Origin of the sequence: Pelagerythrobacter marensis, assembly GCF_001028625.1 — a bacterium.
Lineage (GTDB): Bacteria > Pseudomonadota > Alphaproteobacteria > Sphingomonadales > Sphingomonadaceae > Pelagerythrobacter > Pelagerythrobacter marensis.
On record NZ_CP011805.1, the window covers coordinates 449,839 to 472,371 of the forward strand.

Below are 22,533 nucleotides of genomic sequence, written 5' to 3' on the forward strand. Positions count from 1 at the left end.
TTTTTGGGGATTGCGGCGGTCGTTCCGTCGCAAATGCGCGATATTGCGCGGTTTTTCCTGATGATCGGGAGAAAGAGGCTGCTATAAAAATAGCGATATAACAAGAATTTACACCTCTATCCCCTGTAATCCCCGAATTTTCCCTTCCTTCCCGCCTTTCTCCGAGGTAGGAATAGCTTCCATCGGACAGGCCATTTCGCATCGCGCCCCGATTCGCGGGGGCGAACCGCACTCGTTTGGGCGATTGCGGCAAGGCGGAAGGCATGTCCGAACGAACAACCCTGGGGTGATTGGGGGCGGGCCTGGTGCCGGAGGCGCAGAACTTTACAGGATTTAGCGGTCAGGCCTTTTCGCTGCTCGGCGAAAAGGGGCGCTATGTCCTGCCGCCTGCCTTCCGCAACCTCGTGAAGGAATCGAGCGACGGCCGCATCCTGTGCATCGACAAGCATCCCAAGCTGGATTGCCTCGTCGGTTTCGGCCTTTCGCGCCACGACGAGCTGGAGGCGCAGCTGGACCGCGAGGAAGATCTCGCGTGGAAGCGCCAGCAGGATTTCGACCGCGATACCCGCGCCGCGCAGTTGTTCGGATACCTGAGGGTGCCGTTCGACGACAGCGGACGCTTTATCATGCCGCCGCACCTCGTCCGCCTGGGGAAAGTGGAAGACCAGCTCTATTTCCACGGCCTGGGCCGCTTCTTCACAATCTGGAACCCGGTCGAGCTTGCGCGGATGAGCGACGACTGGGCCGGCGCGAAGGAGGCTTGCGCCGACTTCGTGGCCGATCATCAGGCGAAGGCGAAACGCAAATGAGCGGATCGCACGAAACCCCGCACATTCCCGTGCTAATGGACGAAGTCCTCGCCGCGCTCGCGCCCTGTCCCGGTGCGGTGATTGTCGATGCCACGTTCGGTGCCGGCGGCTATACCCGTGCGCTTCTCGATGCAGGGGCGACCGTGCACGCGTTCGACCGTGATCCCGATGCGATCGCTGCTGGCCAGGCCTGGCCCGAAACGCGCGAGACCCCGCCCAGGCTCGTCCTGCATCCGCGCCGCTTTTCCGAGATGGTTGCCGCTCTTGCAGAGGTTGGCGTGGCGCAGGTCGACGGGGTGGCGATGGATATCGGCGTGTCGTCGATGCAGCTCGACCAGGCGGAGCGGGGCTTTGCTTTCTCCGTCGACGGCCCGCTCGACATGACAATGGGGCAGAGCCGGCCGAATGCGGCCGATTTCGTCAACGAAGCTGACGAAAGCGTCATTGCCGACGTGCTCTATCAATATGGCGAAGAACGCCAGTCGCGCCGCGTCGCGCGCGCCATCGTCGCCGCCCGCCCGCTGGAAACGACCGGCGATCTGGCGCGTGTCGTGCGCAAGGCGCTCGGCTATCGTCCCGGTGCCCCCAAAGACCCCGCAACCCGCAGTTTTCAGGCGATCCGCATCCACGTGAATGCGGAGCTGGAGGAGCTTGCCGCCGGCCTCTCTGCGGCAGAAACCCTGCTGCGCGAAGGCGGGCGTCTGGCGGTGGTCAGCTTCCACAGTCTGGAAGACCGGATCGTCAAACGCTTCCTGCGCGAGGCATCGGCCAAGACCGGCGGATCGCGCCATCTGCCGCTGACCGAAAGCGCGCCCGCGCTGTTCACCCGGGTTTCCAAGGGCATCCGCCCCTCCGACACCGAAACGGCGCGCAATCCGCGCGCGCGTTCGGCCACCTTGCGCCATGCCGTGCGGACCGCCGCACCGGCGCGGGAGGCGGCATGATGATCGGGGGAAGCCGTCTGCGCCAGATCGGCTGGGCCGTGGTTCTGGGCGTTTGCCTGGCCGCTTTCGTCGTGCTGACGTTCCGCGTGAATGCGGTGAAGAGCGAAGTGCGCCTGGCCGAACGGCAGATCGTCGCGCTCGAGCGTGAAAAGCTGATGCTGGAAACGGAGTTCGAAACACGCGCCAACCAGCGGCAGCTCGCCGACTGGAACCGGGTCGAGTTCGGTTATCAGGCGCCGCGTTCGGACCAGTACCTCGACAGCGAACGCCAGCTTGCCGCTCTTGGCCTGCCACGTGCGGTCGACGCGCCCGATCCGATCCGCGTCGCGCGGGCACGCCAGAGCGAAGAGGTCGAGCTGGCGGCGATGGTGTCGCCGCTTACCGGCAAGCCCGCGCAGTCTGCCGGAAGTGGTGACGGGCGGCAGGAAATGGCGGCGCCCCGTTCGCTGGCGGAGCGTCTTTCGGATGGCACGCGCCTGGGTGCGAGCCTGGCGGAGGTCGCCGAATGAACGCGCTGAGCATCAGCACGGCGATTTCCACCGGTCGGGTCAACCTCATTACAAGCCGTCAGCGTTCGCTTACCGTCGCGCGCTGGCGTGCCCTGTGGCTGGCGCTGGTGTTCGCTGCAGTGGCGGCGGCCGCGCTGGTGCGGATCGGGGTTCTCGGGCTCAGCGACAACGCCACCACCGTCGCATCGCTGGAAGAGGCGTTGCTCCCGCCGCGCGGAGAAATCACCGATCGCAACGGGGTCCCGCTGGCACGCGCGTTCCCCGCCTATGCCCTGTGGTACAATCCCGAAGCGCTGGGCGAAGATGGCGCGCCGCTGGTCAAGAGTGCGGACGAAGTCGCTGCCGAGCTGGTGAAGATCTTCCCCGATCTCGATCAGGCCGAGGTCGCGCAGCAGCTTACGGCCGGCCGGCCCGGCTATATCCGGCGGCGCGTCCTGCCCGAAGACGCCAACCGCGTGCAGGCGATCGGCGAACTGGCGCTGGAAATGCCGCAGGAAACCGATCGCTATTATCCGCAAGGGTCGATGGGCGCGCACGTTCTCGGCTATGTCGATGCGAGCGGCGATGGCCAGGTCGGGATGGAGCGGGTGCTGGATGAACGCCTGACCGACCCGGCGCGCCGCAGCCAGCCCGTTGCGCTGTCGATCGATATGCGGGTGCAGGGCGCGCTGGAAGATGAACTGCGCCGCGGGATGCTGTCGGTCAACGCGCTGGGCGCTGCCGGGATCGTTCTGGACGTCGATACCGGCGAAGTCATGGCCCTGGCCTCGCTGCCCGAATTCAACCCAAACAAGATCGACGTTGAAGGCGAGAAGTTCATGTTCAATCGGGTGACCAACCAGGTCTACGAACTCGGTTCGACGTTCAAGCCGCTAACCGTCGCCGCCGCGATCGACGCAGGGGTGGTGCGTGATTTCGGGCGCCGTTATAACGCACAGCCGATCGCCGTGGGGCGCTTCACCATCAAGGACAGCCATCCGCTTGGCGCCACATTGAACGTGCCTGAAACGCTGATCCATTCCTCCAACACCGTGACGGCACGCATCGCCGACGAACTGGGGCCGGCGAAGATGCGCCAGACGATGATCGATCTCGGCATGAGCGAGCGCCCCTATATCGAACTGCCGGCGCGCGGCCATCCGATCTGGCCCGGCGAAGACTGGCCGCGGCTGCGCAACATGACCGTCAGCTATGGCCACGGTATCGCGGTCACGCCGCTGCACCTCGCCAGCGCCTATGCCGCGATGATCAACGGCGGCGTCTGGCGCCCGGCGACCTTGCGCAAGCTGGAACCGGGCGATGCGCCTCGCGGACGCCGGGTGTTCAAGGCATCGACCAGCGCCCGGATGCGGCAGCTTCTGCGAATGATCGCAGTCTATGGTACGGGCCGAAACGCCAATGCGCCCGGCTATCGGGTGGGGGGCAAGACCGGATCGGCGGAAAAGCCGGGCGCGGGCGGCTATCGCCGTTCCACGCTGGTTTCGACGTTTGCCGCCGCATTTCCGATGGACCGCCCGCGTTATGTCGTGATCGCCATGCTGGATGAACCGAAAGGGACCACCGCCAGCTCGTACCAGCGCACCGCCGCATGGAACGCCGCGCCGATCGTGGGCAACCTGGTCCCGCGGATCGGGCCGCTGCTGGGCGTTCGCCCGGATGACGCGCGCGACGTCGATATCAGCGATCTGCGGCCGCTGATCGGGGGCGGCAAATGAGGCTGGGCAAGCTCGCCGCCGCTGCTGGAATCTTGCTGGACGGCGATCCCGATCTGCAGGTGACGGGCTTTGCGATCGATCATCGCAAGGTCGCGCCCGGCACGGTGTTCGGTGCGTTTCGCGGTACGGCATTCAATGGTGAGGATTTCATCGCCGCGGCCATCGCTGCCGGGGCGGTTGCGGTGGTCGCGCGGCCGGAAATCGCCGTCGCAGGCGCCGTGCATATCGCCGATGCCGAACCGCGCCGCGCCTTCGCCCGGCTGGCGGCGAAATTCTTCACGCCTGTGCCTTCCACTATCGTTGCCGTGACCGGGACCAACGGCAAGACGTCGACCGTCGAAATGGCGCGGCAGCTATGGCGCATGACGGGCGAACGGGCCGCGTCCATCGGCACGCTGGGGGTCACGACCTCGGACGAGAGTATCTCCACCGGCCTGACCACGCCCGACATCGTGACATTCCTTTCGAACATGAGCGGGCTGGCGCGCGAAGGGGTAACCCACGTCGCCTACGAAGCGTCGAGCCATGGCCTTTCGCAATACCGCAACGAAGGGCTGCATGTTTCGGCGGCGGCCTTCACCAACTTCAGCCGCGATCACCTCGACTATCATGGCAGCATGGAAGAATACTTCGCGGCGAAGATGCGGCTGATCGACGAAGTGGTTGCGGATAGCGCGACCGTGGTGGTCTGGGCCGACGCTGGCGAGTGGGCCGGCCTGGCCGCCGAACACGCGCAAAGACGGCATCTGCGCGTGTTCACGGTGGGCGAGCAGGGCGATGGCATTCGCCTGCTCGCCCGTACCCCGACCCAGTTGGGCCAGGAACTGACCGTCGTGCATGACGGGGCGCAACGCACGATCCGCCTGCCGCTGATCGGCGCCTATCAGGCCGCCAACGCGCTGGTCGCCGCAGGCCTGGTCATCGCCACCGGCGGCAGTGCGGGTGCCACGCTGGATAACCTTTCCCGGCTTCAGCCGGTGCGCGGCAGGCTGGAACGGGCCGCGATTGCCCCATCGGGCGCGCCGGTTTACGTCGATTACGCGCACACTGCCGATGCGCTGGAGGCCGCGATTGCAGCCTTGCGTCCGCACTGCACGAAACGGCTGATCGTCGTCTTCGGCGCAGGCGGAGATCGCGACGTCGGCAAACGGGCCGCGATGGGCGAGGTTGCCAGCAAAGGGGCGGACGCGGTCATCGTCACCGACGACAATCCGCGGGGAGAAGACCCTGCGGCCATTCGCCATGCGGTTCTGGCCGGGGCCGAAGGCGCGCAGGAAATCGGCGACCGCCGTGCCGCGATAAGCGCGGCGATCGCAATGGCTGGCGCGGATGACATTGTGCTGGTGGCGGGCAAGGGACACGAACAGGGCCAGATCGTCGGATCGGGAGAAAACATGCGCGTATTGCCGTTCGACGATGTAGCCGTGGCGCGCGAATGCGCAGCCGATTCGCTGGGAGGTGCGGCATGAGCGCCCATAATGCATTGCGCGCCTGGCCAGTTCGCCGGCGCGACGGCCTGGGGCTTGCCCTGTGGGATGCGCCTGCCCTGGCAGAGGCGATGGGCGGAACGCAGAGCGGGCCGTTTCAGGTTTCCGGGGTGGAGATCGATTCGCGCGATGTGCGTTCCGGCGATCTGTTCTTCGCGCTCAAGGGCGAAAGCACCGACGGGCATCGCTTCATCGAAAAAGCCTTCGCCAATGGTGCCGCCGCCGCGGTCGTCGATCGTCCGATCGACTGGCCCCATATCCTCGTGGCCGATACCAATGCCGCACTGGAAGCTCTGGCGAAGGCAGCACGCAACCGCGGGGCAGCGGTGCGTATCGGGGTGACCGGATCGGTCGGCAAGACCGGCGTGAAGGAAGCGATCTTCGCCGCGCTCGATCGTGCCAGCCGCGGGCAGGCGCATCGTTCGGTGCGCAGTTATAACAATCATGTCGGTGTACCGCTCAGCCTCGCCCGGATGCCTGCGCGCAGCCGTTTCGGCGTGTTCGAGATGGGGATGAACCACGCCGGCGAAATCGCCGCGCTGACCGAACAGGTACGACCCAACGTGGCGGTCGTGACCACGATCGCCCCCGCGCACATCGAAAACCTCGGCAGTGAAGAAGCGATTGCGGACGCCAAGGCCGAAATCTTCGCCGGGCTGGAGCCTGGCGGGTTCGCCATCATCCCGGCGGATTCGCCGCATTACGAGCGCCTGCGCGACCGCGCGCTGGATGCAGGCGCAAAAGTGCTTTCTTTCGGACGGGCCGACCATGCCGATGTCCGCCTGCTCGATGCCATTCCCGCTGCCAACGGCGGGGCGCTGGTGACGGCCGACTTTGGCGACACGCGTCTCTGCTATTCGGTGGCGGAGCCGGGCGAGCACTGGATCGCCAATTCGCTCTGCGTCATGGCGGCGGTGCGTGCGGCGGGGGGCGATCTTGCTTCCGCCGGGCTGGCCCTGGCGGAAATGGGCGGGCTGAAGGGGCGCGGTGCGCGGCACCGGATCGCCGCGAGTGGCGGCCATGCCCTGATGATCGATGAAAGCTACAACGCCAACCCCGCATCCATGCGCGCGACTTTGCAGCAACTCGGCCAGACGCCCGCTTCGCGCCGTATTGCAGTGCTCGGCAGCATGAAGGAACTGGGCGATTTCGCCCCGGCATTCCACGCCCAGCTGGCCGAGCCGCTGGCGGAAGGGAAAGTCGATCATGCGGTTCTGGTCGGCGAGGAGATGCGTGCACTGGCACGGGACTTGGGGAAAGGCGCAGGCAATGCGCTTGCGGGCGGGCTGACCTTCGCCCATTGCGATGGACCTGCCGAAGCAATCGCGGCGCTGGAGGAATTCGGCATCGCGGCGGGCGATGCGATCCTGGTCAAAGGTTCCAATTCGATCGGTCTAGGCAGGCTGGTGACACATTTTGCCTCCAGGAATGCTGGGGGCAGGGAAGGCTGAATGCTTTACCTTATCGCCGAGTGGCTGGGTTTCGAAGGCGCTCTCAATCTCGTCCGCTATCAGACGTTCCGTGCCGGGGCGACGCTGATGACGGCGCTGCTGATCGGTCTGTTGATCGGCCCGCGCTTCATCAACATGCTGCGCGTGCGCCAGGGCAAGGGGCAGCCGATCCGCGAAGACGGGCCGCAGACCCACCTGGCCAAGCGCGGGACGCCGACGATGGGCGGGTTGATGATCCTCACGTCGCTGATGATCGCGATGCTGCTGTGGATGGATCTTCGCAATCCCTTCGTCTGGGCGTGCCTGGCGGTGACCGCCGGGTTCGGCGTGATCGGTTTCCTCGACGATTACGACAAGGTTTCCAAGGCCAGCCATCGCGGCGTTTCGGGCAAAGTACGGCTGCTGTTCGAATTCCTGGTCGCGGGCGTGGCATCGTGGATCGTCGTCGGGCAGATCAACACGTTCCTTTATGTCCCCTTCTTCAACAATCTCGGGTTCGAACTCGGCTGGTTCTATTACGTCTTCGCCGCGGTGGTGATCGTCGGCGCGGGCAATGCGGTCAATCTGACCGACGGGCTGGACGGGCTGGCAATCATGCCGGTCATCATCGCGGCGGGCACCTTCGCCCTGATCGCCTATCTCGTCGGCCGGGTCGACTATTCGGAGTATCTGGGGATTCCCCATGTTCCCGGTGCGGGCGAACTGGCGATCTTCTGCGCCGCCATCATGGGGGCGGGGCTGGCATTCCTGTGGTTCAACGCGCCGCCAGCGGCGGTGTTCATGGGTGACACGGGCAGCCTGGCGCTGGGCGGCGCGCTGGGCGCGATCGCGGTTGCCAGCCATCACGAAATCGTCCTCGCCATCGTCGGCGGCCTGTTCGTGGCAGAGGCGCTTTCGGTCATCATTCAGGTTTTCTGGTTCAAGCGGACGGGCAAGCGGATTTTTCGCATGGCCCCGATCCACCACCATTTCGAGCAGCTCGGCTGGAGCGAAAGCAAAGTCGTGATCCGTTTCTGGATCATCTCGATCGTGCTCGCGCTGATGGGTCTGGCGACGCTGAAGCTGCGATGATTGTTTCGCCGGCCTTCTCCGGCAAGCGCTTTGCCGTCCTCGGCCTCGCCCGTTCGGGCCTGGCCGCGGCGGAAACCCTGCTGGCGAGCGGCGCGAAAGTGGTCGCGTGGGACCGGCAGGATGTCGCGCGCGAGAAGGTGGAAGGCCGTGCACGCCTGGCCGATCCGCTGGAGATCGACCTGACCGGGTTCGACGGGATTGTCGCGTCGCCCGGCGTACCGCTGAATACCCACCCGATTGCGGAGCGCGCGCGGCGCTTCGGCGTTCCGGTGATTGGCGATGTCGAACTGTTCGCGCAGGCCCGTTCGGCCCTGCCGCCGCACAAGGTGATCGGGATCACCGGGACGAACGGGAAATCGACCACGACCGCGCTGGTTCACCACATTCTCGAATCTGCGGGGCTTCCCGCGCGTATGGGGGGCAATATCGGCCTGCCGATCCTGGCGCAGGAACCGCTTCCCCAGGGCGGGGCCTATGTGCTCGAACTGTCGAGCTACCAGATCGATCTGACGCGGACGCTGGCCTGCGATGCCGCGGCGCTGATCAACATCACGCCCGACCATCTCGACCGCTATGACGATTTTGCCGCCTATGCCGCGTCGAAGGCGCGTCTGCTTGCGATGCAGACACCCGATCAGTTCGCGGTGTTCGGCTGCGCGGATGCTCCGACCGAAGCGGTCTACGCTACGGAGCAGGCGCGCAGGGCGCCGGATCGGGTGGCCTGTGCGGATCGCGCCGGCATCGCCGCACTCCAGGTCGACTGGCCCGCGCTTCAGGGGCCGCACAACCTCGAAAATGCGGCCATTGCCGCTGCCCTTTGCGCGCAGTTGGGCGTCGGCCAGAGCGAGATCCGCGCAGCGATGGCGAGCTTCCGCGGGTTGCCGCATCGGATGGAAGTGGTGGCGGAGCATCGCGGCGTCCTGTTCGTTAACGACAGCAAGGCGACCAATCAGGCATCCACGGCCCCGGCGCTGGCGGCGTACCCGCCCGATGCCGCGACGGCGGGCAACGCGCGCCCTCGCGTGCACTGGATCGTGGGCGGCTTGCCCAAGGAAGACGGGCTGGGCGAGTGCGAGGCCCATCTGGGCAACGTCGCGGCCGCCTATACCATCGGCGAAGCCGGCCCCCGCTTCGCCGAGCTGCTTGACGGGCGTGTGCGCGTGGAGCGGGCAGAGCTGATGTGCCAGGCCCTGCGCCTCGCCTATGCCGCCGCGCGCTCCGGCGATGTCGTGCTGCTGTCGCCCGCCTGCGCCAGCTTCGACCAGTTTCGCGATTACGAGAAGCGGGGCGAGTACTTCCGCGAGATCGTCGCCATGCTGATCGGTGAACCGGCGCGCCCGCGCGAGCCGTTCTCGGGGAAATCCGCGGCATGAGCGCTTCGCAGCCCTATATCCCGCGCACCGGCGATCGCGGCCCGCGACAGGACCGGTTCCGTACCTCGCGCCGTGCCGAGCTGAAGATCTGGTGGCGCGAGATCGATCGCGTGCTTCTGCTGCTGATTATCGCGCTGATGGCGATTGGCGCTGCCGCAGTGGCCGCGGCCTCGCCCGCCAGCGCGCGTCGCCTGTCGACCGCGACGCAAACGCTACCGGATCTCTATTTCTACTGGGCTCATCTGCGCTGGCAGATACTGGGGCTGGTGACGATGTTCGCGGCGGCAATGCTTTCGCGGGAAAATGCGCGGCGCGTCGGCATCATGCTGTTCGCCGGAATGTTCGCGATGCTGATGCTCGTGCCGCTCGCCGGATACGAAGTGAACGGGGCGAAGCGCTGGATCAACGTGGGCTTTTCCTTCCAGCCGTCGGAGTTTCTGAAGCCCGGTTTCGTGATTACCCTTGCCTGGATCATCGCCTGGCGCGCGCGCGATCCCAATATTCCGGTGCTGACGATCGTGACTGGCATCATGATGGCCGTCGGCGGCCTGCTGATGCTTCAGCCCAACCTCGGCGATACGGTCCTGTTCGCAGGCGTATGGTTCGCGCTGATCGTGCTGTCGGGCGTTTCGGCCAAGCGATTGGGAGCGGTGATCGGTGCGGGGGTCGCCAGTGTCGTGCTGATCTATCTGTTTTACGAAAACGGCCGCAACCGGATCAACGATTTCCTTGGCGGCGGAACCGCCTTCGATCAGGTCGATCTGGCCCAGCGCACGCTCCTGGCCGGTGGGTGGACCGGCAGCGGGCTGTGGCTGGGCATTCGCAAGATGAGCCTGCCCGAAGCGCACACCGATTATATCTTCTCCGTAATCGGGGAGGAATTCGGTCTGCTCGTATGCGGGGTCATCGTCGCGCTCTATCTGGCGATCGTGGTGCGCGTGCTCGTCCGCCTTGCGGATGAGGAGGATCTGTTCACCCTGCTGGCCGGCGCCGGGCTCGCCGTGCTGATCGGCGGGCAGGCGTTCATCAACATCCTCGTCAACCTGCAGCTTGCCCCATCGAAGGGGATGACGCTGCCGCTCGTGTCCTACGGGGGTTCCTCCACCATTGCGATCTGTCTTACGGTGGGTCTTCTGCTGGCGATCACCCGGCGCAACCCCTTCCTCAAGCGCGGGAAGCCCGGTGTGTGGCAGCGACTTTTCGGACGGGAGGCGCAGGTATGACAGGCGGAGCGAACCGGCACTATGTCCTGGCGGCGGGCGGCACGGGCGGGCATCTGATCCCCGCCTTCGCGCTGGCGACCGAGCTGGAGCGGCGCGGCCACCACGTTGCGCTGATCACCGACAGGCGCGGGGCGGAAATCCCCGGAAAGCCATCGTTTCTGCCTGCGCATGTCCTGCCTGCGGGGCGTTTCGGCAAGAACCCGCTGCGCTGGCCCGGCGGCCTGCGCGCGGTTCTGGAAGGGCGCAAGATGGCGCTGCGCCTGTTCGACAGCTTCGAACCCAGCGCCGTGGTCGGATTCGGCGGTTATCCCGCGCTGCCCGCGCTGCTGGCAGCGACCTCCGCAGGAATCCCCAGCATCGTGCATGAACAGAACGCAGTGCTGGGGCGGGTGAACAGGCTGCTCGCCGACCGGGTTCAGGCCATTGCGACCGCTTACCCGGAGATCGCGCGGCTCAAGCCCAAACATGCGGGCAAGGTTCACCTGGTCGGCAACCCCGTGCGGGCCGAAGTGCTGTCGTTACGCGACGAGGAATTTCCGCCGCTGGCGGAAGACGGCCTGCTCAAGGTGCTGGTGACCGGCGGCAGCCAGGGCGCACGGGTGCTGAGCGAGATCGTGCCCGATGGGCTGGCGATGCTGCCCCCGGCGCTGCGGCAGCGGCTGCAGGTTACGCAGCAGTGCCGGCCCGAAGACATCGACGCTGTTCGCGAACGTTATCGCAGCCATGACATTCCAGCCGAACTGGGCACCTATTTCGAAAACATGGCGGCGCGCCTTGGCGATGCGCACCTGTTCATCGGCCGCGCCGGCGCATCGACGATTGCCGAACTGACCGCTGTGGGACGCCCGGCCATTCTGGTCCCGCTGCCGATCGCGACCGACGACCATCAGGCGGCGAACACGCGCGAAGTGGCGAAGGCCGGCGGCGCGCGGATGATCCGGCAGGAGAAATTCGCGCCCAAGGAACTGGCGAAGCAGATCCAGGTCCTGGCACAACATCCGCAGGCGCTCGCCAATGCGGCGCACGCTGCATGGAACTGCGGACGGCCGGATGCGGTGAAGGACCTTGCGGATCTGGTCGAAGGTTTCGGCGGAGCGGAAATGATGGATGTCATCCGTGTTGGCGCCAACACCGCGCGCGGCACCACACAGGGTGCCCCCGCAGCGCAGGGCGCGGCGCGCGACAAGGCGGGGAAACCGGCGGCATGAAGGGCGTCGCAACAGATATCGGGACGATTCATTTCGTCGGGATTGGCGGGATCGGCATGTCCGGCATTGCCGAAGTGATGCACAATCTCGGCTATTCGGTGCAGGGGTCCGACCTGGCCGAAAGCGCGACGGTCGAACGGCTGCGTGCGCGCGGCATCAGCGTCGCGATCGGCCAGGCGGGCGAGAACGTGGAGGGTGTGGCCGTCGTGGTCACCTCTACCGCGGTCAAGCGGACCAATCCCGAAGTTCTCGCCGCGCTTGAAAACCGGATACCCGTTGTGCGCCGGGCGGAAATGCTCGCCGAACTCATGCGGCTGAAAAACACCGTCGCGGTGGCCGGAACGCACGGCAAGACCACGACGACCAGCATGATCGCGGCGCTGCTCGATGCCGGCGGGGTCGATCCGACGGTGATCAACGGCGGGATCATCGAACAGTACGGTTCCAACGCGCGCCTCGGCGACAGCGACTGGATGGTGGTGGAAGCGGACGAAAGCGACGGCAGCTTCCTGCGCCTCGACGGTACGATCGCGGTCGTGACCAATATCGATCCCGAGCATCTGGATCATTACGGCGATTTCGACGGGGTGAAGGACGCCTTCGTCGAATTCATTCACAACGTGCCGTTCTATGGCGCGGCGATCCTGTGCATCGACCACCCGGAAGTGCAGGCAGTGACCGGCAAAGTGCGTGACCGGCGGGTCGTGACCTACGGATTCTCCCTTCAGGCCGATGTCTGCGCGGTCAATGTGCAGCCTGCGGCGGGGGGCAATCGCTTCGACGTCGTGGTTCGCCAGAGAGCCGGCGAAGATCGGCGGATCGAAGGTGTCCACTTGCCGATGCCGGGCCGCCACAATGTCCAGAACGCGCTCGCCGCAATCGCGGTGGCGATCGAGATGGGATGTTCGGACGAAACGATCTGCAACGGGTTTGGCCAGTTCGGCGGCGTTCGGCGGCGCTTCACCCGCGTGGGCGAGGTCGCCGGGGCGACGGTGATCGACGATTATGCCCACCACCCGGTGGAAATTCGCGCCGTCCTGTCGGCTGCGCGCGAAAGCGTGGCCGGCCACCCGTCGGGCCGCGTGATCGCGGTGATGCAGCCGCATCGCTATTCCCGGCTCGGCGATCTGATGGACGACTTCCAGAACTGCTTCAACGATGCCGATCAGGTCTATGTCACCCCGGTCTATGCCGCCGGGGAAGACCCTGTTCCGGGCGTCGATGCGCAGGCGCTCGTCGCCGGGCTGAAGTCGCGCGGCCATCGCGCGGCGGCGACCGTGGCCGATCAAGCCGAACTGGCCCGAGTTCTCGCGGCCGAGATCGGCGAAGGCGATCTGGTTGTCTGCCTGGGTGCCGGCGACATCACGAAATGGGCCGCGGTCCTGCCCGACGCGATATCGCCGGAACGCGGCGGATGAGACACAGCTCCCCCGACTGGCCGGCGCTTGACGATGGCATGGCCCCCGATTGCGCGGTGGAAGGGGCCGTTGCCGCGCCCGTGCCGATGGACAGCGTGCGCGGATCGCTGACGCCCAACGCGCCGCTGGCAAAGCTCGTCTGGTTCAAGGCGGGCGGAGCGGCGGACTGGCTGTTCGAACCGGCGGACCTGGACGACTTGCGCGAATTTCTCGCTCGCCTGCGGGGCGAACTGCCGGTGATGGCGCTGGGCCTCGGTTCCAACCTGATCGTGCGCGACGGGGGCGTTCCCGGGGTGGTCGTTCGCCTTGGGAAAGCCTTCGCCACGGTCGTGGACAAAGGGGAACATGTGCTGCGCTGCGGCGGCGGGGCGAGCGGCATCCTGGTGTCGTCATCCGCGCGTGACGCGGGCATTGCCGGGCTGGAATTCCTGCGCGGCATTCCCGGTACGGTGGGTGGCTTCGTGCGCATGAACGGCGGCGCCTACGGGCGCGAGGTGGCGGACGTGCTGCTCGATTGCGAGGTGATCCTGCCCGGTGGCGAACTGGTGCGCCTGCCTGCGGCGGACCTGCGCTATACCTATCGCCATTCCGTGCTGCCTGAAGGGGCCGTGGTGGTTTCCGCCCGGCTGCAGGGCACGCCCGGCGATCCGGCGGAAATCGGCGCGGAAATGGATCGGATTGCCCAGGCGCGGGAAGAATCGCAGCCTTTGCGGACCAAGACCGGCGGGTCCACCTTCAAGAATCCACCCGACGACAAGGCTTGGCGGCTGGTCGATGCCGCTGGTTGTCGCGGCCTGCGCAAGGGCGGGGCGCAAGTGAGCGAGAAGCACACCAATTTCCTCATCAACACCGGCGATGCCACCAGCGCCGATATCGAAGGGCTGGGCGAGGAAGTGCGCCGCCGCGTCTATGCCGAAACCGGGGTAATGCTCGAATGGGAAATCCAGCGGGTGGGGCGGCCATGACGGGTGCCTCCACGACTTTGCCCAAGCTTCATGTCGCCGTGCTGATGGGCGGCTGGGCCAACGAACGCCCGGTATCGCTGATGTCGGGCGAAGGGGTTGCCGAAGCTCTCGAAGCGCGGGGGCACCGCGTGACCCGGATCGACATGGATCGTCAGGTCGCGGCGCGGATCGCGCAAGCTGATCCCGATGTCGTGTTCAATGCGCTCCACGGCGTGCCGGGGGAGGACGGGACGGTTCAGGGAATGCTCGACCTGATGGGCGTGCCCTATACCCATTCGGGCCTCGCCACCTCGGTCATCGCGATCGACAAGGAACTGACCAAGCAGGCACTGGTGCCCCACGGCGTCCCGATGCCCGGCGGCCGCATCGTGGAAAGCGAAAGCCTGTTCCAGGGCGACCCGCTACCGCGCCCCTATGTGCTCAAGCCGGTGAACGAAGGCAGCTCGGTCGGGGTGGCCATCGTGACGCAGGGCGGCAATTACGGCGATCCGATTGCGCGCGATGCCAAGGGGCCGTGGCAGGAATTCAGCCGCCTTCTGGCCGAACCCTATATCCGCGGGCGCGAGCTGACCGTTGCGGTGATCGACGGGGAGGCGGGGCCGCACGGGCTGACGGTGACCGAGCTGGTCCCGCAATCGGGATTCTACGATTTCGACGCGAAATATACGGAGGGCATGACGGAGCATGTCTGCCCGGCGGACGTGCCTGAAGAAATCGCCCGCCTCTGCATGGACCTCGCGGTTCGTGCCCATCGCCTGCTTGGCTGCAGGGGATGCAGCCGGACCGATTTTCGGTGGGATGACGAGCAGGGGGAAGACGGGCTGTTCGTGCTGGAAACCAATACCCAGCCCGGCATGACCCCGCTCAGCCTGGTGCCTGAACAGGCGCGGCAGTGCGGGATGAGTTACGAAGACCTCGTCGAAGCCCTGGTGGCGGAGGCTCTGACGCGGCAGTCGGAAGGAGAGGGCGGTGGCCACGGTTAATCGCAAGGCGAAAGGCGTGCGGCGATCGACGGCGGCGAAAGGCCGCGCGCAGACCGCCCGGCGCGCGCGCGCCAAGACCGGATCGCTGGTGGATTCCGCGATTGCGGCGCTGCCTTTTACCGACGAGCAACTGCACCGGATATTCCTGGTGGCCATTCTGGGTGGCGCGGCTGCGCTTGCCTGGTTCGTCGCCAGCCTGGCCGGGGTGCCGGCGCTGGCGCAGCAGCAAATGGCATCGTTCGCCGCCGATGCCGGGTTTGAGGTCCGCAAGGTCCGCGTCACCGGGGTCGAGCGGATGAACGAACTCAAGGTTTACGAACGGGCCCTGGCGCGTCGCGACCGGCCGATGCCGCTGGTCGATCTCGAAGCGTTGAGGGCCGAACTGCTCGAGCTGTCGTGGGTGGAAGACGCGCGGGTTTCGCGCCAGCTACCCGACAGTCTGGTGATCGACATCGTGGAACGCACGCCGCACGCTGTCCTGCGCAAGCCGGACAGGCTGGTCCTGATCGACAGCACGGGGGCTGAGCTGGAGCCGATTTCACCTGACAATGCGAAAGGGATGCTGATCGTCGCCGGGCCGGGGGCGAGCAAGCAGGTCGGTCCGCTGTCGGATCTGCTTTCCGCAGCGCCGGCCATTCAGCCGCAGGTGGCCGAGGCCGAATGGGTCGGCAACCGGCGCTGGAACCTCACGTTCGACACCGGCCAGGTGCTCGCCCTGCCGCAGGGAGAGGACAAGTCCGCCGGGGCGCTGGTCGCCTTCGCCCGGCTGGACGGGGTCAACCGCCTTCTAGGCGGCAAGGTCGCGACTTTCGACATGCGCGCGCCCGATCGCATTTACATGCGCGTGCCGGGCCGGGCGGCACAGGCAATGCCGACGCAGGAGGGTCAGTAGATGGGGCTTCCGCGCATCACCAAGGTCTTCGGAGCGGTCAATGTCGGATCGTTCCGCATTTCCGCGATGATCATGGGCCTTTCCGAAACGGGGGAGATGATCGTCCTGGGGTCCGGCCACCGCGCCAGCCAGGGGATCAAGCGCGGTTACGTGACCGACATGGCGGCGGCGACGTATGCCATTCGCGATGCGGTGGAACGGGCAGAGAAGAACGCTGGCACGAGCGTGTCGAGCGTGTGGATCGGCTGTGCCGGTGCCGGCCTGGCGAGCCAGGTGGCGAAAGTGGAGATCGATATCGGCGGCCGCCGGATCGAGGAGGAGGATATCGAACTCCTGCTCGTTACCGCGCGCGATTCGATCCAGCCCGATGGCCGGATGGTGCTTCATGCCCAACCTGCCCATTATACGCTGGACGGGGCGCACGGTGTCGGCAACCCCAAGGGATTACATGCTGAGCAACTGGGCGTGGACGTTCACGTCATGCTGGCCGACGGTGCGCCGGTCCGCAATCTGATTGAGGCGGTCCAGAATGCCCACCTGGATGTCGAAGCGGTCGTCGCCGCGCCGATCGCCGCGGGCTATTCCTGCCTGACGCATGAGGAGCGGGAACTGGGCACTGCGCTGATCGAAATCGGCGGCGAAGTTACCAACGTGTCGCTCTATGCCGGGGGGATGCTGCTGGGATTGCAGGCGATCCCGTTCGGCAGCACCGATATCACCGATGCCATTGCCTCCAGCTTCGGCATTCGGCGGTTTCAGGCAGAACGGCTGAAGTGCGTTGCCGGATCGGCCATCGCCAGCCCGACCGACCATCGCGAGATGATACCCGTCAACGGACCGGACGAAGGGACCACCGGCCCGGCCGCACGCGGGGCCGACGACAAGAACCGCATTCCGCGCGCGGAACTGGTGTCGGTGGTGACCGAACAGCTCGCGAAGCTCACCGGCGAGATCGGGCGATCGCTGAAATCGATGGGCTTTTCCGGCGCCAGTGGCAGCCAGGTCGTGCTGACCGGCGGCGGCGCCGAACTCGCCGGGATTGCAGAATTTGCACAAGGGGCGCTGGGTCGGCCGGTGCGGATTGGCAAGCCGCCGGCGCTGCGCGGCTTGCCTGAAGCACATTCCGCCGCAGGATTCGCGACGCTGGCGGGCCTGTGCCTCTATGCGGCCGACGATCCGATCGACATACGTTCGGTCGGTCCGAGCTACCAGCCCACGATGCGCTATACGGGTCTTGGACTGGTCAATCGCGTAGTCCGCGCCGTGCGCGAATACTTCTGACGCGATGGTCGGACGATTAACCACTGTGGATAAGCGGTTGCTTCCTATGCACCCCGGATTCGCTTTGTGCCAGACTGTGTGGTCAGTAACCGACGCGCATACCACCCCTTGGAGCGACACCCCATGAGCATTAATATCGGCCCCGCAGCATCTGACGATCCGCGCCCCCGCATTGCGGTGATCGGCGTCGGTGGTGCCGGCGGCAATGCCATTGCCAACATGATGGCGGCGAAGATCGAAGGGGTCGAATTCATCGTCGCCAACACCGACGCGCAGGCTCTTTCCAATTCTACCGCGCCGACGCGAATCCAGCTCGGGCCGGATATTACCGGCGGCCTGGGTGCCGGTGCCCGTGCGGAAGTGGGCAAGGCTGCGGCGGAAGAAACCGCCGCGGAGATCGAGGAAGCGCTGGATGGCGCGAACATGTGCTTCATCGCCGCGGGCATGGGCGGGGGCACCGGCACGGGTGCCGCACCGGTCATCGCCGAGGCAGCACGTCGCAAGGGTGTGCTGACCGTAGGCGTGGTGACCAAGCCGTTCCTGTTCGAAGGGACGCGGCGCATGCGCTCCGCCGAATCCGGCATCATCGAGCTGCAAAAGCATGTCGATACGCTGATCGTCATCCCGAATCAGAACCTGTTTCTGATCGCGAAGGCGGAAACGACCTTCAAGGAAGCGTTCCAGCTTGCCGACGAAGTGCTTCAGCAGGGCGTTCGTTCGATCACCGACCTGATGGTGATGCCGGGCCTCATCAACCTGGATTTCGCCGATATCGAATCGGTCATGCAGGAAGCGGGCAAGGCCATGATGGGCACGGGCGAGGGCGAAGGCGAAAATCGCGCGCTGGAAGCGGCCGAACGCGCAATCGCGAACCCGCTGCTCGACGGTGTTTCGATGCAGGGCGCCAAGGGCGTCATCATCTCGATCATTGGCGGCGAAGACATGAAGCTGCTGGAAGTGGACGAGGCCGCCAACCACATCCGCGAACTGGTGGACGAAGACGCGAATATCATCTGGGGCTCGGCCTTTAACGCGGAGCTTGAGGGCAAGATTCGCGTATCGGTCGTTGCGACCGGCATCGATACCAGTGCGGAGGCCGCCGCGCCGGAAAACCGGTCGATGTCGCTTGCCGGTTCGCGCGCGCCCAAGCGCCCCGTGCTCGAACTTCCCAGCGAAGACGAATACGACGATGGCGAGAGCGGATCGGCAACGCCGCCCGCCACCGATTTCAGTCAGCCCGGCGGATCGCGGGACACATCGGTCGAACAGGGTTTCGACGACGAAGGCGAGGCCGACGAGGAGGGGGACGACATCGTCGATCCGCTCGCCGGCTTGCGCAACGAAATTGCCGAGGCGCGGCAAGGCGCCGAATCCGGGGAAGGCGCGACCGATCCTGCGGACGATTCGGATCACGCCGTGGTCGGTGAAGACGGTGGCTTCGGCCGCGATGCCGGATCTGATTCGGGGGGCGAAGCGCGTGGAAACAAGGCGCCGCTCGATCTCGGCTCCGGCCAGTCCGACCGCGAACAGGCGGCGAAGCAGGATGAGCTTCTGCTGGATGCTGACCGCCTCGCCGAAGACGATCGCCCGGTGCAGCCCCGCGTCGGCGCCGCCCGCAGGCGTGGCCTGGTTTCCGGCGAAGAAGGCGCTTCGAGCGGGGGATCGACCCTGTTCGAGCGGATGGCCAACCTCTCGCGCGGTTCGGCCGACAAGAATGGCAAGCCGCAGCCGCGCGACGAAGACGACAGCGATGGCGACGAGGGTGGCTCTCTCAATATCCCGCGCTTCCTGGGGCGGCAGAACAACCAGTAACGCCGCCCGGCGTTGCTGCGCCACGGCTCGACCGTCACCCCGACGCGGGGCCTATCAACCGGCCCCGCCAGGGGCTATGTCGCCGTTTCGGTAATGCGAAACACTTCTGTCCCTGTCCTGATCGGTGCGCTGGCTGCCCTGGGTTGCGGCGGCTCTGCCGTGGCGCAAGAGGGGGAGGCGGTTTCGCGTGCCGTCGTCCAGCCGCTGCCATCGCGCGGGGTCGGCGACCTTACCAGTGCGCTGCAAAGGCTGGCGCGCGATTCGCGCGATGTCGATGCCTTGGTCGATGCGGGGAACGCCTCGCTCGAACTCAACGATATCGATGCTGCGATCGGCTTCTTCGGTCGCGCACAGGAACTTTCGCCCGAAAATCCGCGGATAAAGCTCGGTCTCGCCGGCACTTTCGTGCGGTCGGAGCGCCCGCTGGAGGCGCTTCGCCTGTTCGAAGAGGCGGAACGCGCCGGCGTATCGACCCGCGCCTTCGCGAGCGAGCGCGGCCTGGCCTATGATCTGGTCGGCGATGCCGAGGCTGCGCAGGGCCAGTATCGCCAGGCCCTGGCCAGCGGCGACGATGACGAAACCGTGCGCCGTCTGGCGATCAGCATGGCGATTGCGGGCGATCGCGAGGGGTTCGAACGCACTCTCTATCCCTTGCTGGAGCGTAAGGATTTCGCCGCCTTTCGCGCGCGGGCCTTCGGCCTTGCGATCCTGGGCGAGGAAGACGAAGCGGTCGCCATTGCCGAGGCCGTGATGCCGCGCGATCTCTCGGCGCGAATCGCCCCCTATCTGCAATATATGGGCCGGCTGACGAAGGCGCAGCAGGCCGCGGCGGCCAATCTCGGCATGTTTCCGCGGGCGGCCCAGATCGGGCGGGACGATCCGCGCGTCGCCGCTTATTCGCCGCGGAGCGCGCCCCCGGCTACGCGCGCCGATTCGCGGCTGGAACCGCGCGGGGAGCCGCTGGGCCGGCGCACGGCGGCCGATGAGAGGCGCGGCGCTGCGGAAAATCCGCGCCAGGGCCGTCGCCGGACGCGATCGAGGGACGTGGCCGAAGTGCCCGGGCCCCGTGCGCCGAGGCACAATTCACCGCCGCCGCCGCCCGCCGCGCAGGAGCTGCCGCCCGAACCCCCGGCGCCGGCGGACGAGACACCGCCGCAAGCCGTGGAGGCACAGGCAATGCCGGCGCAAGCAATGGTCTCGCAACCCGTCGTGCAGCAGCTTGCTGCGCCCACCGAAGCCCCGCCGCCATCATCGTCGGCCCTGATCGACCGCACGTCTTCCGTGGCACCGGGTTTCGATCTGGCGGCGGTGTCGGCATCGAGCGTGACGGACAATGCGCCGAGCGTGCCGACACCTGCGACAACTACGCCCGCCGCGCCGCCGACGTCGACGCCGACCGCCCCGGCCAGCGTCGCCGATGCCTTTGCCGGGTTCACGCTGCCGCCGGGGGCATCCACGCCGCGCTCTGCCGATGCGGTCGATATCACCGCTATCGAGCCGCCGCGCGAAGTGCGCGAGGACCCGCCCGCACCACCGGCAGAGCCAGCGCCGCCGGCCCATCCGCAACGCTTCTGGGTGCAGGTGGCGACTGGCCGCGATCTCGCAGCGTTCAAGTTCGACTGGCGTCGGATCGCACGCAAGGCCCCCGAAATTCTGGGCGATTTCAAGCCGATGACCACGCCCTGGGGGGAAGCGAACCGCCTGCTCGCCGGCCCGTTCCCAAGCGCGAAGGCCGCATCGGAAGCCGTGACCCGGCTGCGTGAGGCGGGGCTCGACAGCTTCCCGTTCACGAGCGACGAAGGCCAGGAAGTCTCCGCGCTCTGAGGCCTGCCGGTGGGGCGTTGTTCCCAGCTTTTACACAAGCTTTGAACAGGCTTGTGCGGTTCTCCCCAACAGCCGTCGGTTCCGCGATTGCAACCGCGCCCCGTCTCGCTGCATCCAGCGCATTGTAAATGCTAACCAGGATTTAACGGTAATGGGAACAGTCGCGAAAAGCATGCAGGTGGACGACGATGCCGCGCCAGTGGACATGCTCGCCGCGCTGTTCGAAGCACGGGGGTGGCCGTGCCAGTCGCTGTCCGAGGAAGAGATTCTCGGGGAGATTCAGGGGAGCTGGGGGAATTATCAGCTTCGCGGCGTATGGCGGCGCGAAGACCGCGTGCTGCAATTGATCAGCCTGCCGGATATCCGCCTGCCGCGCGAAAAGCTGCGCGATGCCTACGAGCTGCTGGCGCTGGTCAACGAACAGCTCTGGCTCGGCCATTTCGATATCTGGTCGCAAGGCGACATGCTCGTCTATCGCCACGGCGTGATGCTGGGTGACGATGGCCTGCTCAGCCTCGATCAGGCGCAGGCGCTGGTCGAAACGGCGGTCGACGAATGCGACCGGTTCTATCCCGCATTCCAGTTCGTATTGTGGAGCGACAAGTCGCCCCGCGATGCGCTGGCGGCTGCCCTGATCGACGCGGCGGGCGAAGCCTGAGGGCGCGCCGGTGCGCCGGATGCAGTGATCACTTGAAATAACGGGCTGCGCAGGCGATATTACATCGGTGATCGGCGGCTATTCCGTCGCCGATAATGGAGAGCTGATTACAATGGCTGATTGGAACGAACCCCGCCGGTCTCAGACGGGATTCGGCGCCTCCCCCGCCTACCGCGGCCAGGTCGCCACCGGCGAGACCTTCGACGCGGGTCTGCGGCAGCACATGCTGTCGATCTACAACTACATGACCTCGGGCGTCCTGCTGACCGGGATCGTGGCGCTGCTCACGTTCATGAGCGGGCTGGCTTACGATCTCTTTTCCGGTCCGATGCGCTGGATCGTCGCGCTTTCGCCGCTGGCGATCGTATTCGCGATGAGCTTCGGCGCCAATCGGTTCGGCAAGACCACGCTGCAGGCGCTGTTCTGGGCCTTCGCGTTGCTGATGGGTCTTTCGCTGTCTTCGGTCTTCGTGGTCTATACCGGCCCGTCGATCGCGGTGACGTTCTTCGCCACGGCTGCGGCCTTCGCCGGGCTTAGCCTGTGGGGTTACACCACGAAGAAGGACCTCAGCGGCTGGGGCAGCTTCCTGATCATGGGCGTGGTTGGCCTAATCATCGCCAGCCTGCTCAACTGGTGGCTGCAGTCGCCTGCGCTGCATTACGCAGTCGGCGGGCTGGGCGTGCTGATTTTCGCCGGCCTGACGGCTTACGATACGCAGCGGCTCAAGACCCAGTATTTCCAGGTCCGCGGGACCGAGTGGGCCGGTAAGGCGATCATTCTCGGCGCGCTGAGCCTCTATCTCGATTTCATCAATATGTTCATGTTCCTGCTGCAATTTCTCGGAAATCGCGAATAATCGCACACAGGACTCGTTCTATCGTGCCCGGGGCGCTCCATGCGTCTCGGGCAT

Annotated in this window: 19 protein-coding genes; all 19 read left to right on the top strand. The window is 66.1% G+C overall.

The features are described from left to right. Positions 1–305 precede the first annotated feature (305 nt). The 19 genes from AM2010_RS02140 to AM2010_RS02230 all read left to right on the top strand — a co-directional run bounded on the left by AM2010_RS02140 (position 306) and on the right by AM2010_RS02230 (position 22,479). Positions 306–809 carry a division/cell wall cluster transcriptional repressor MraZ gene (locus AM2010_RS02140; RefSeq protein WP_053043866.1) on the top strand — a complete coding sequence of 168 codons (504 nt, stop codon included), beginning with the start codon at positions 306–308 and terminating at the stop codon, positions 807–809. Further along, positions 806–1,753 carry a 16S rRNA (cytosine(1402)-N(4))-methyltransferase RsmH gene (gene rsmH / locus AM2010_RS02145; protein ID WP_047805673.1) on the top strand — a complete coding sequence of 316 codons (948 nt, stop codon included), beginning with the start codon at positions 806–808 and terminating at the stop codon, positions 1,751–1,753. Before AM2010_RS02140 ends, rsmH begins: the two co-directional genes overlap by 4 nt. Next, the gene (locus AM2010_RS02150; protein WP_047805674.1) at positions 1,750–2,262 is read left to right on the top strand and encodes a hypothetical protein; all 513 of its coding nucleotides are present in this window, start codon (positions 1,750–1,752) and stop codon (positions 2,260–2,262) included. Before rsmH ends, AM2010_RS02150 begins: the two co-directional genes overlap by 4 nt. Then, positions 2,259–3,977 carry a peptidoglycan D,D-transpeptidase FtsI family protein gene (locus AM2010_RS02155; protein WP_047805675.1) on the top strand — a complete coding sequence of 573 codons (1,719 nt, stop codon included), beginning with the start codon at positions 2,259–2,261 and terminating at the stop codon, positions 3,975–3,977. Before AM2010_RS02150 ends, AM2010_RS02155 begins: the two co-directional genes overlap by 4 nt. Then, on the top strand, positions 3,974–5,446 hold the full coding sequence (locus AM2010_RS02160; protein ID WP_047805676.1) for a UDP-N-acetylmuramoyl-L-alanyl-D-glutamate--2,6-diaminopimelate ligase: 1,473 nt from the start codon (positions 3,974–3,976) through the stop codon (positions 5,444–5,446). Before AM2010_RS02155 ends, AM2010_RS02160 begins: the two co-directional genes overlap by 4 nt. Continuing rightward, the gene (locus AM2010_RS02165) at positions 5,443–6,915 is read left to right on the top strand and encodes a UDP-N-acetylmuramoyl-tripeptide--D-alanyl-D-alanine ligase (protein WP_047805677.1); all 1,473 of its coding nucleotides are present in this window, start codon (positions 5,443–5,445) and stop codon (positions 6,913–6,915) included. Before AM2010_RS02160 ends, AM2010_RS02165 begins: the two co-directional genes overlap by 4 nt. After that, positions 6,916–7,986 (top strand): phospho-N-acetylmuramoyl-pentapeptide-transferase, encoded by a 1,071-nt coding sequence (mraY, locus tag AM2010_RS02170; protein ID WP_047805678.1) that lies wholly within the window; start codon positions 6,916–6,918, stop codon positions 7,984–7,986. Then, positions 7,983–9,359 carry a UDP-N-acetylmuramoyl-L-alanine--D-glutamate ligase gene (gene murD / locus AM2010_RS02175; protein WP_047805679.1) on the top strand — a complete coding sequence of 459 codons (1,377 nt, stop codon included), beginning with the start codon at positions 7,983–7,985 and terminating at the stop codon, positions 9,357–9,359. Before mraY ends, murD begins: the two co-directional genes overlap by 4 nt. Further along, complete coding sequence (locus AM2010_RS02180; RefSeq protein ID WP_047805680.1) at positions 9,356–10,582, top strand: FtsW/RodA/SpoVE family cell cycle protein; 1,227 nt, start codon at positions 9,356–9,358, stop codon at positions 10,580–10,582. The genes murD and AM2010_RS02180 overlap by 4 nt, the downstream gene beginning before the upstream one ends. Continuing rightward, entirely contained in the window at positions 10,579–11,790 is a 1,212-nt protein-coding gene (murG, locus tag AM2010_RS02185; RefSeq protein ID WP_047805681.1) for an undecaprenyldiphospho-muramoylpentapeptide beta-N-acetylglucosaminyltransferase, read from the top strand. Before AM2010_RS02180 ends, murG begins: the two co-directional genes overlap by 4 nt. Further along, positions 11,787–13,208: a UDP-N-acetylmuramate--L-alanine ligase gene (gene murC, locus AM2010_RS02190; RefSeq protein WP_047805682.1), complete on the top strand. Its 1,422-nt coding sequence runs from the start codon at positions 11,787–11,789 to the stop codon at positions 13,206–13,208. Before murG ends, murC begins: the two co-directional genes overlap by 4 nt. A 38-nt stretch (positions 13,209–13,246) precedes the next feature. Beyond that, on the top strand, positions 13,247–14,173 hold the full coding sequence (gene murB, locus AM2010_RS02195; protein ID WP_150115257.1) for a UDP-N-acetylmuramate dehydrogenase: 927 nt from the start codon (positions 13,247–13,249) through the stop codon (positions 14,171–14,173). Continuing rightward, positions 14,170–15,156 carry a D-alanine--D-alanine ligase gene (locus AM2010_RS02200; RefSeq protein ID WP_047805683.1) on the top strand — a complete coding sequence of 329 codons (987 nt, stop codon included), beginning with the start codon at positions 14,170–14,172 and terminating at the stop codon, positions 15,154–15,156. Before murB ends, AM2010_RS02200 begins: the two co-directional genes overlap by 4 nt. After that, positions 15,143–16,048 (top strand): cell division protein FtsQ/DivIB, encoded by a 906-nt coding sequence (locus AM2010_RS02205; protein WP_047805684.1) that lies wholly within the window; start codon positions 15,143–15,145, stop codon positions 16,046–16,048. Before AM2010_RS02200 ends, AM2010_RS02205 begins: the two co-directional genes overlap by 14 nt. After that, entirely contained in the window at positions 16,049–17,329 is a 1,281-nt protein-coding gene (gene ftsA / locus AM2010_RS02210; RefSeq protein ID WP_047805685.1) for a cell division protein FtsA, read from the top strand. Positions 17,330–17,452: 123 nt separating this feature from the next. Next, positions 17,453–19,141 carry a cell division protein FtsZ gene (gene ftsZ, locus AM2010_RS02215; protein WP_047805686.1) on the top strand — a complete coding sequence of 563 codons (1,689 nt, stop codon included), beginning with the start codon at positions 17,453–17,455 and terminating at the stop codon, positions 19,139–19,141. A 93-nt stretch (positions 19,142–19,234) separates the two neighbouring features. Beyond that, positions 19,235–20,965: a tetratricopeptide repeat protein gene (locus AM2010_RS02220; protein WP_047805687.1), complete on the top strand. Its 1,731-nt coding sequence runs from the start codon at positions 19,235–19,237 to the stop codon at positions 20,963–20,965. 151 nt (positions 20,966–21,116) lie between these two features. Next, positions 21,117–21,623, top strand: coding sequence for a type III secretion system chaperone family protein (locus AM2010_RS02225; RefSeq protein WP_047805688.1), 507 nt, complete (start codon positions 21,117–21,119; stop codon positions 21,621–21,623). A 112-nt stretch (positions 21,624–21,735) separates the two neighbouring features. Then, positions 21,736–22,479: a Bax inhibitor-1/YccA family protein gene (locus AM2010_RS02230; RefSeq protein ID WP_047807623.1), complete on the top strand. Its 744-nt coding sequence runs from the start codon at positions 21,736–21,738 to the stop codon at positions 22,477–22,479. The last annotated feature ends 54 nt before the right edge of the window (positions 22,480–22,533 follow it).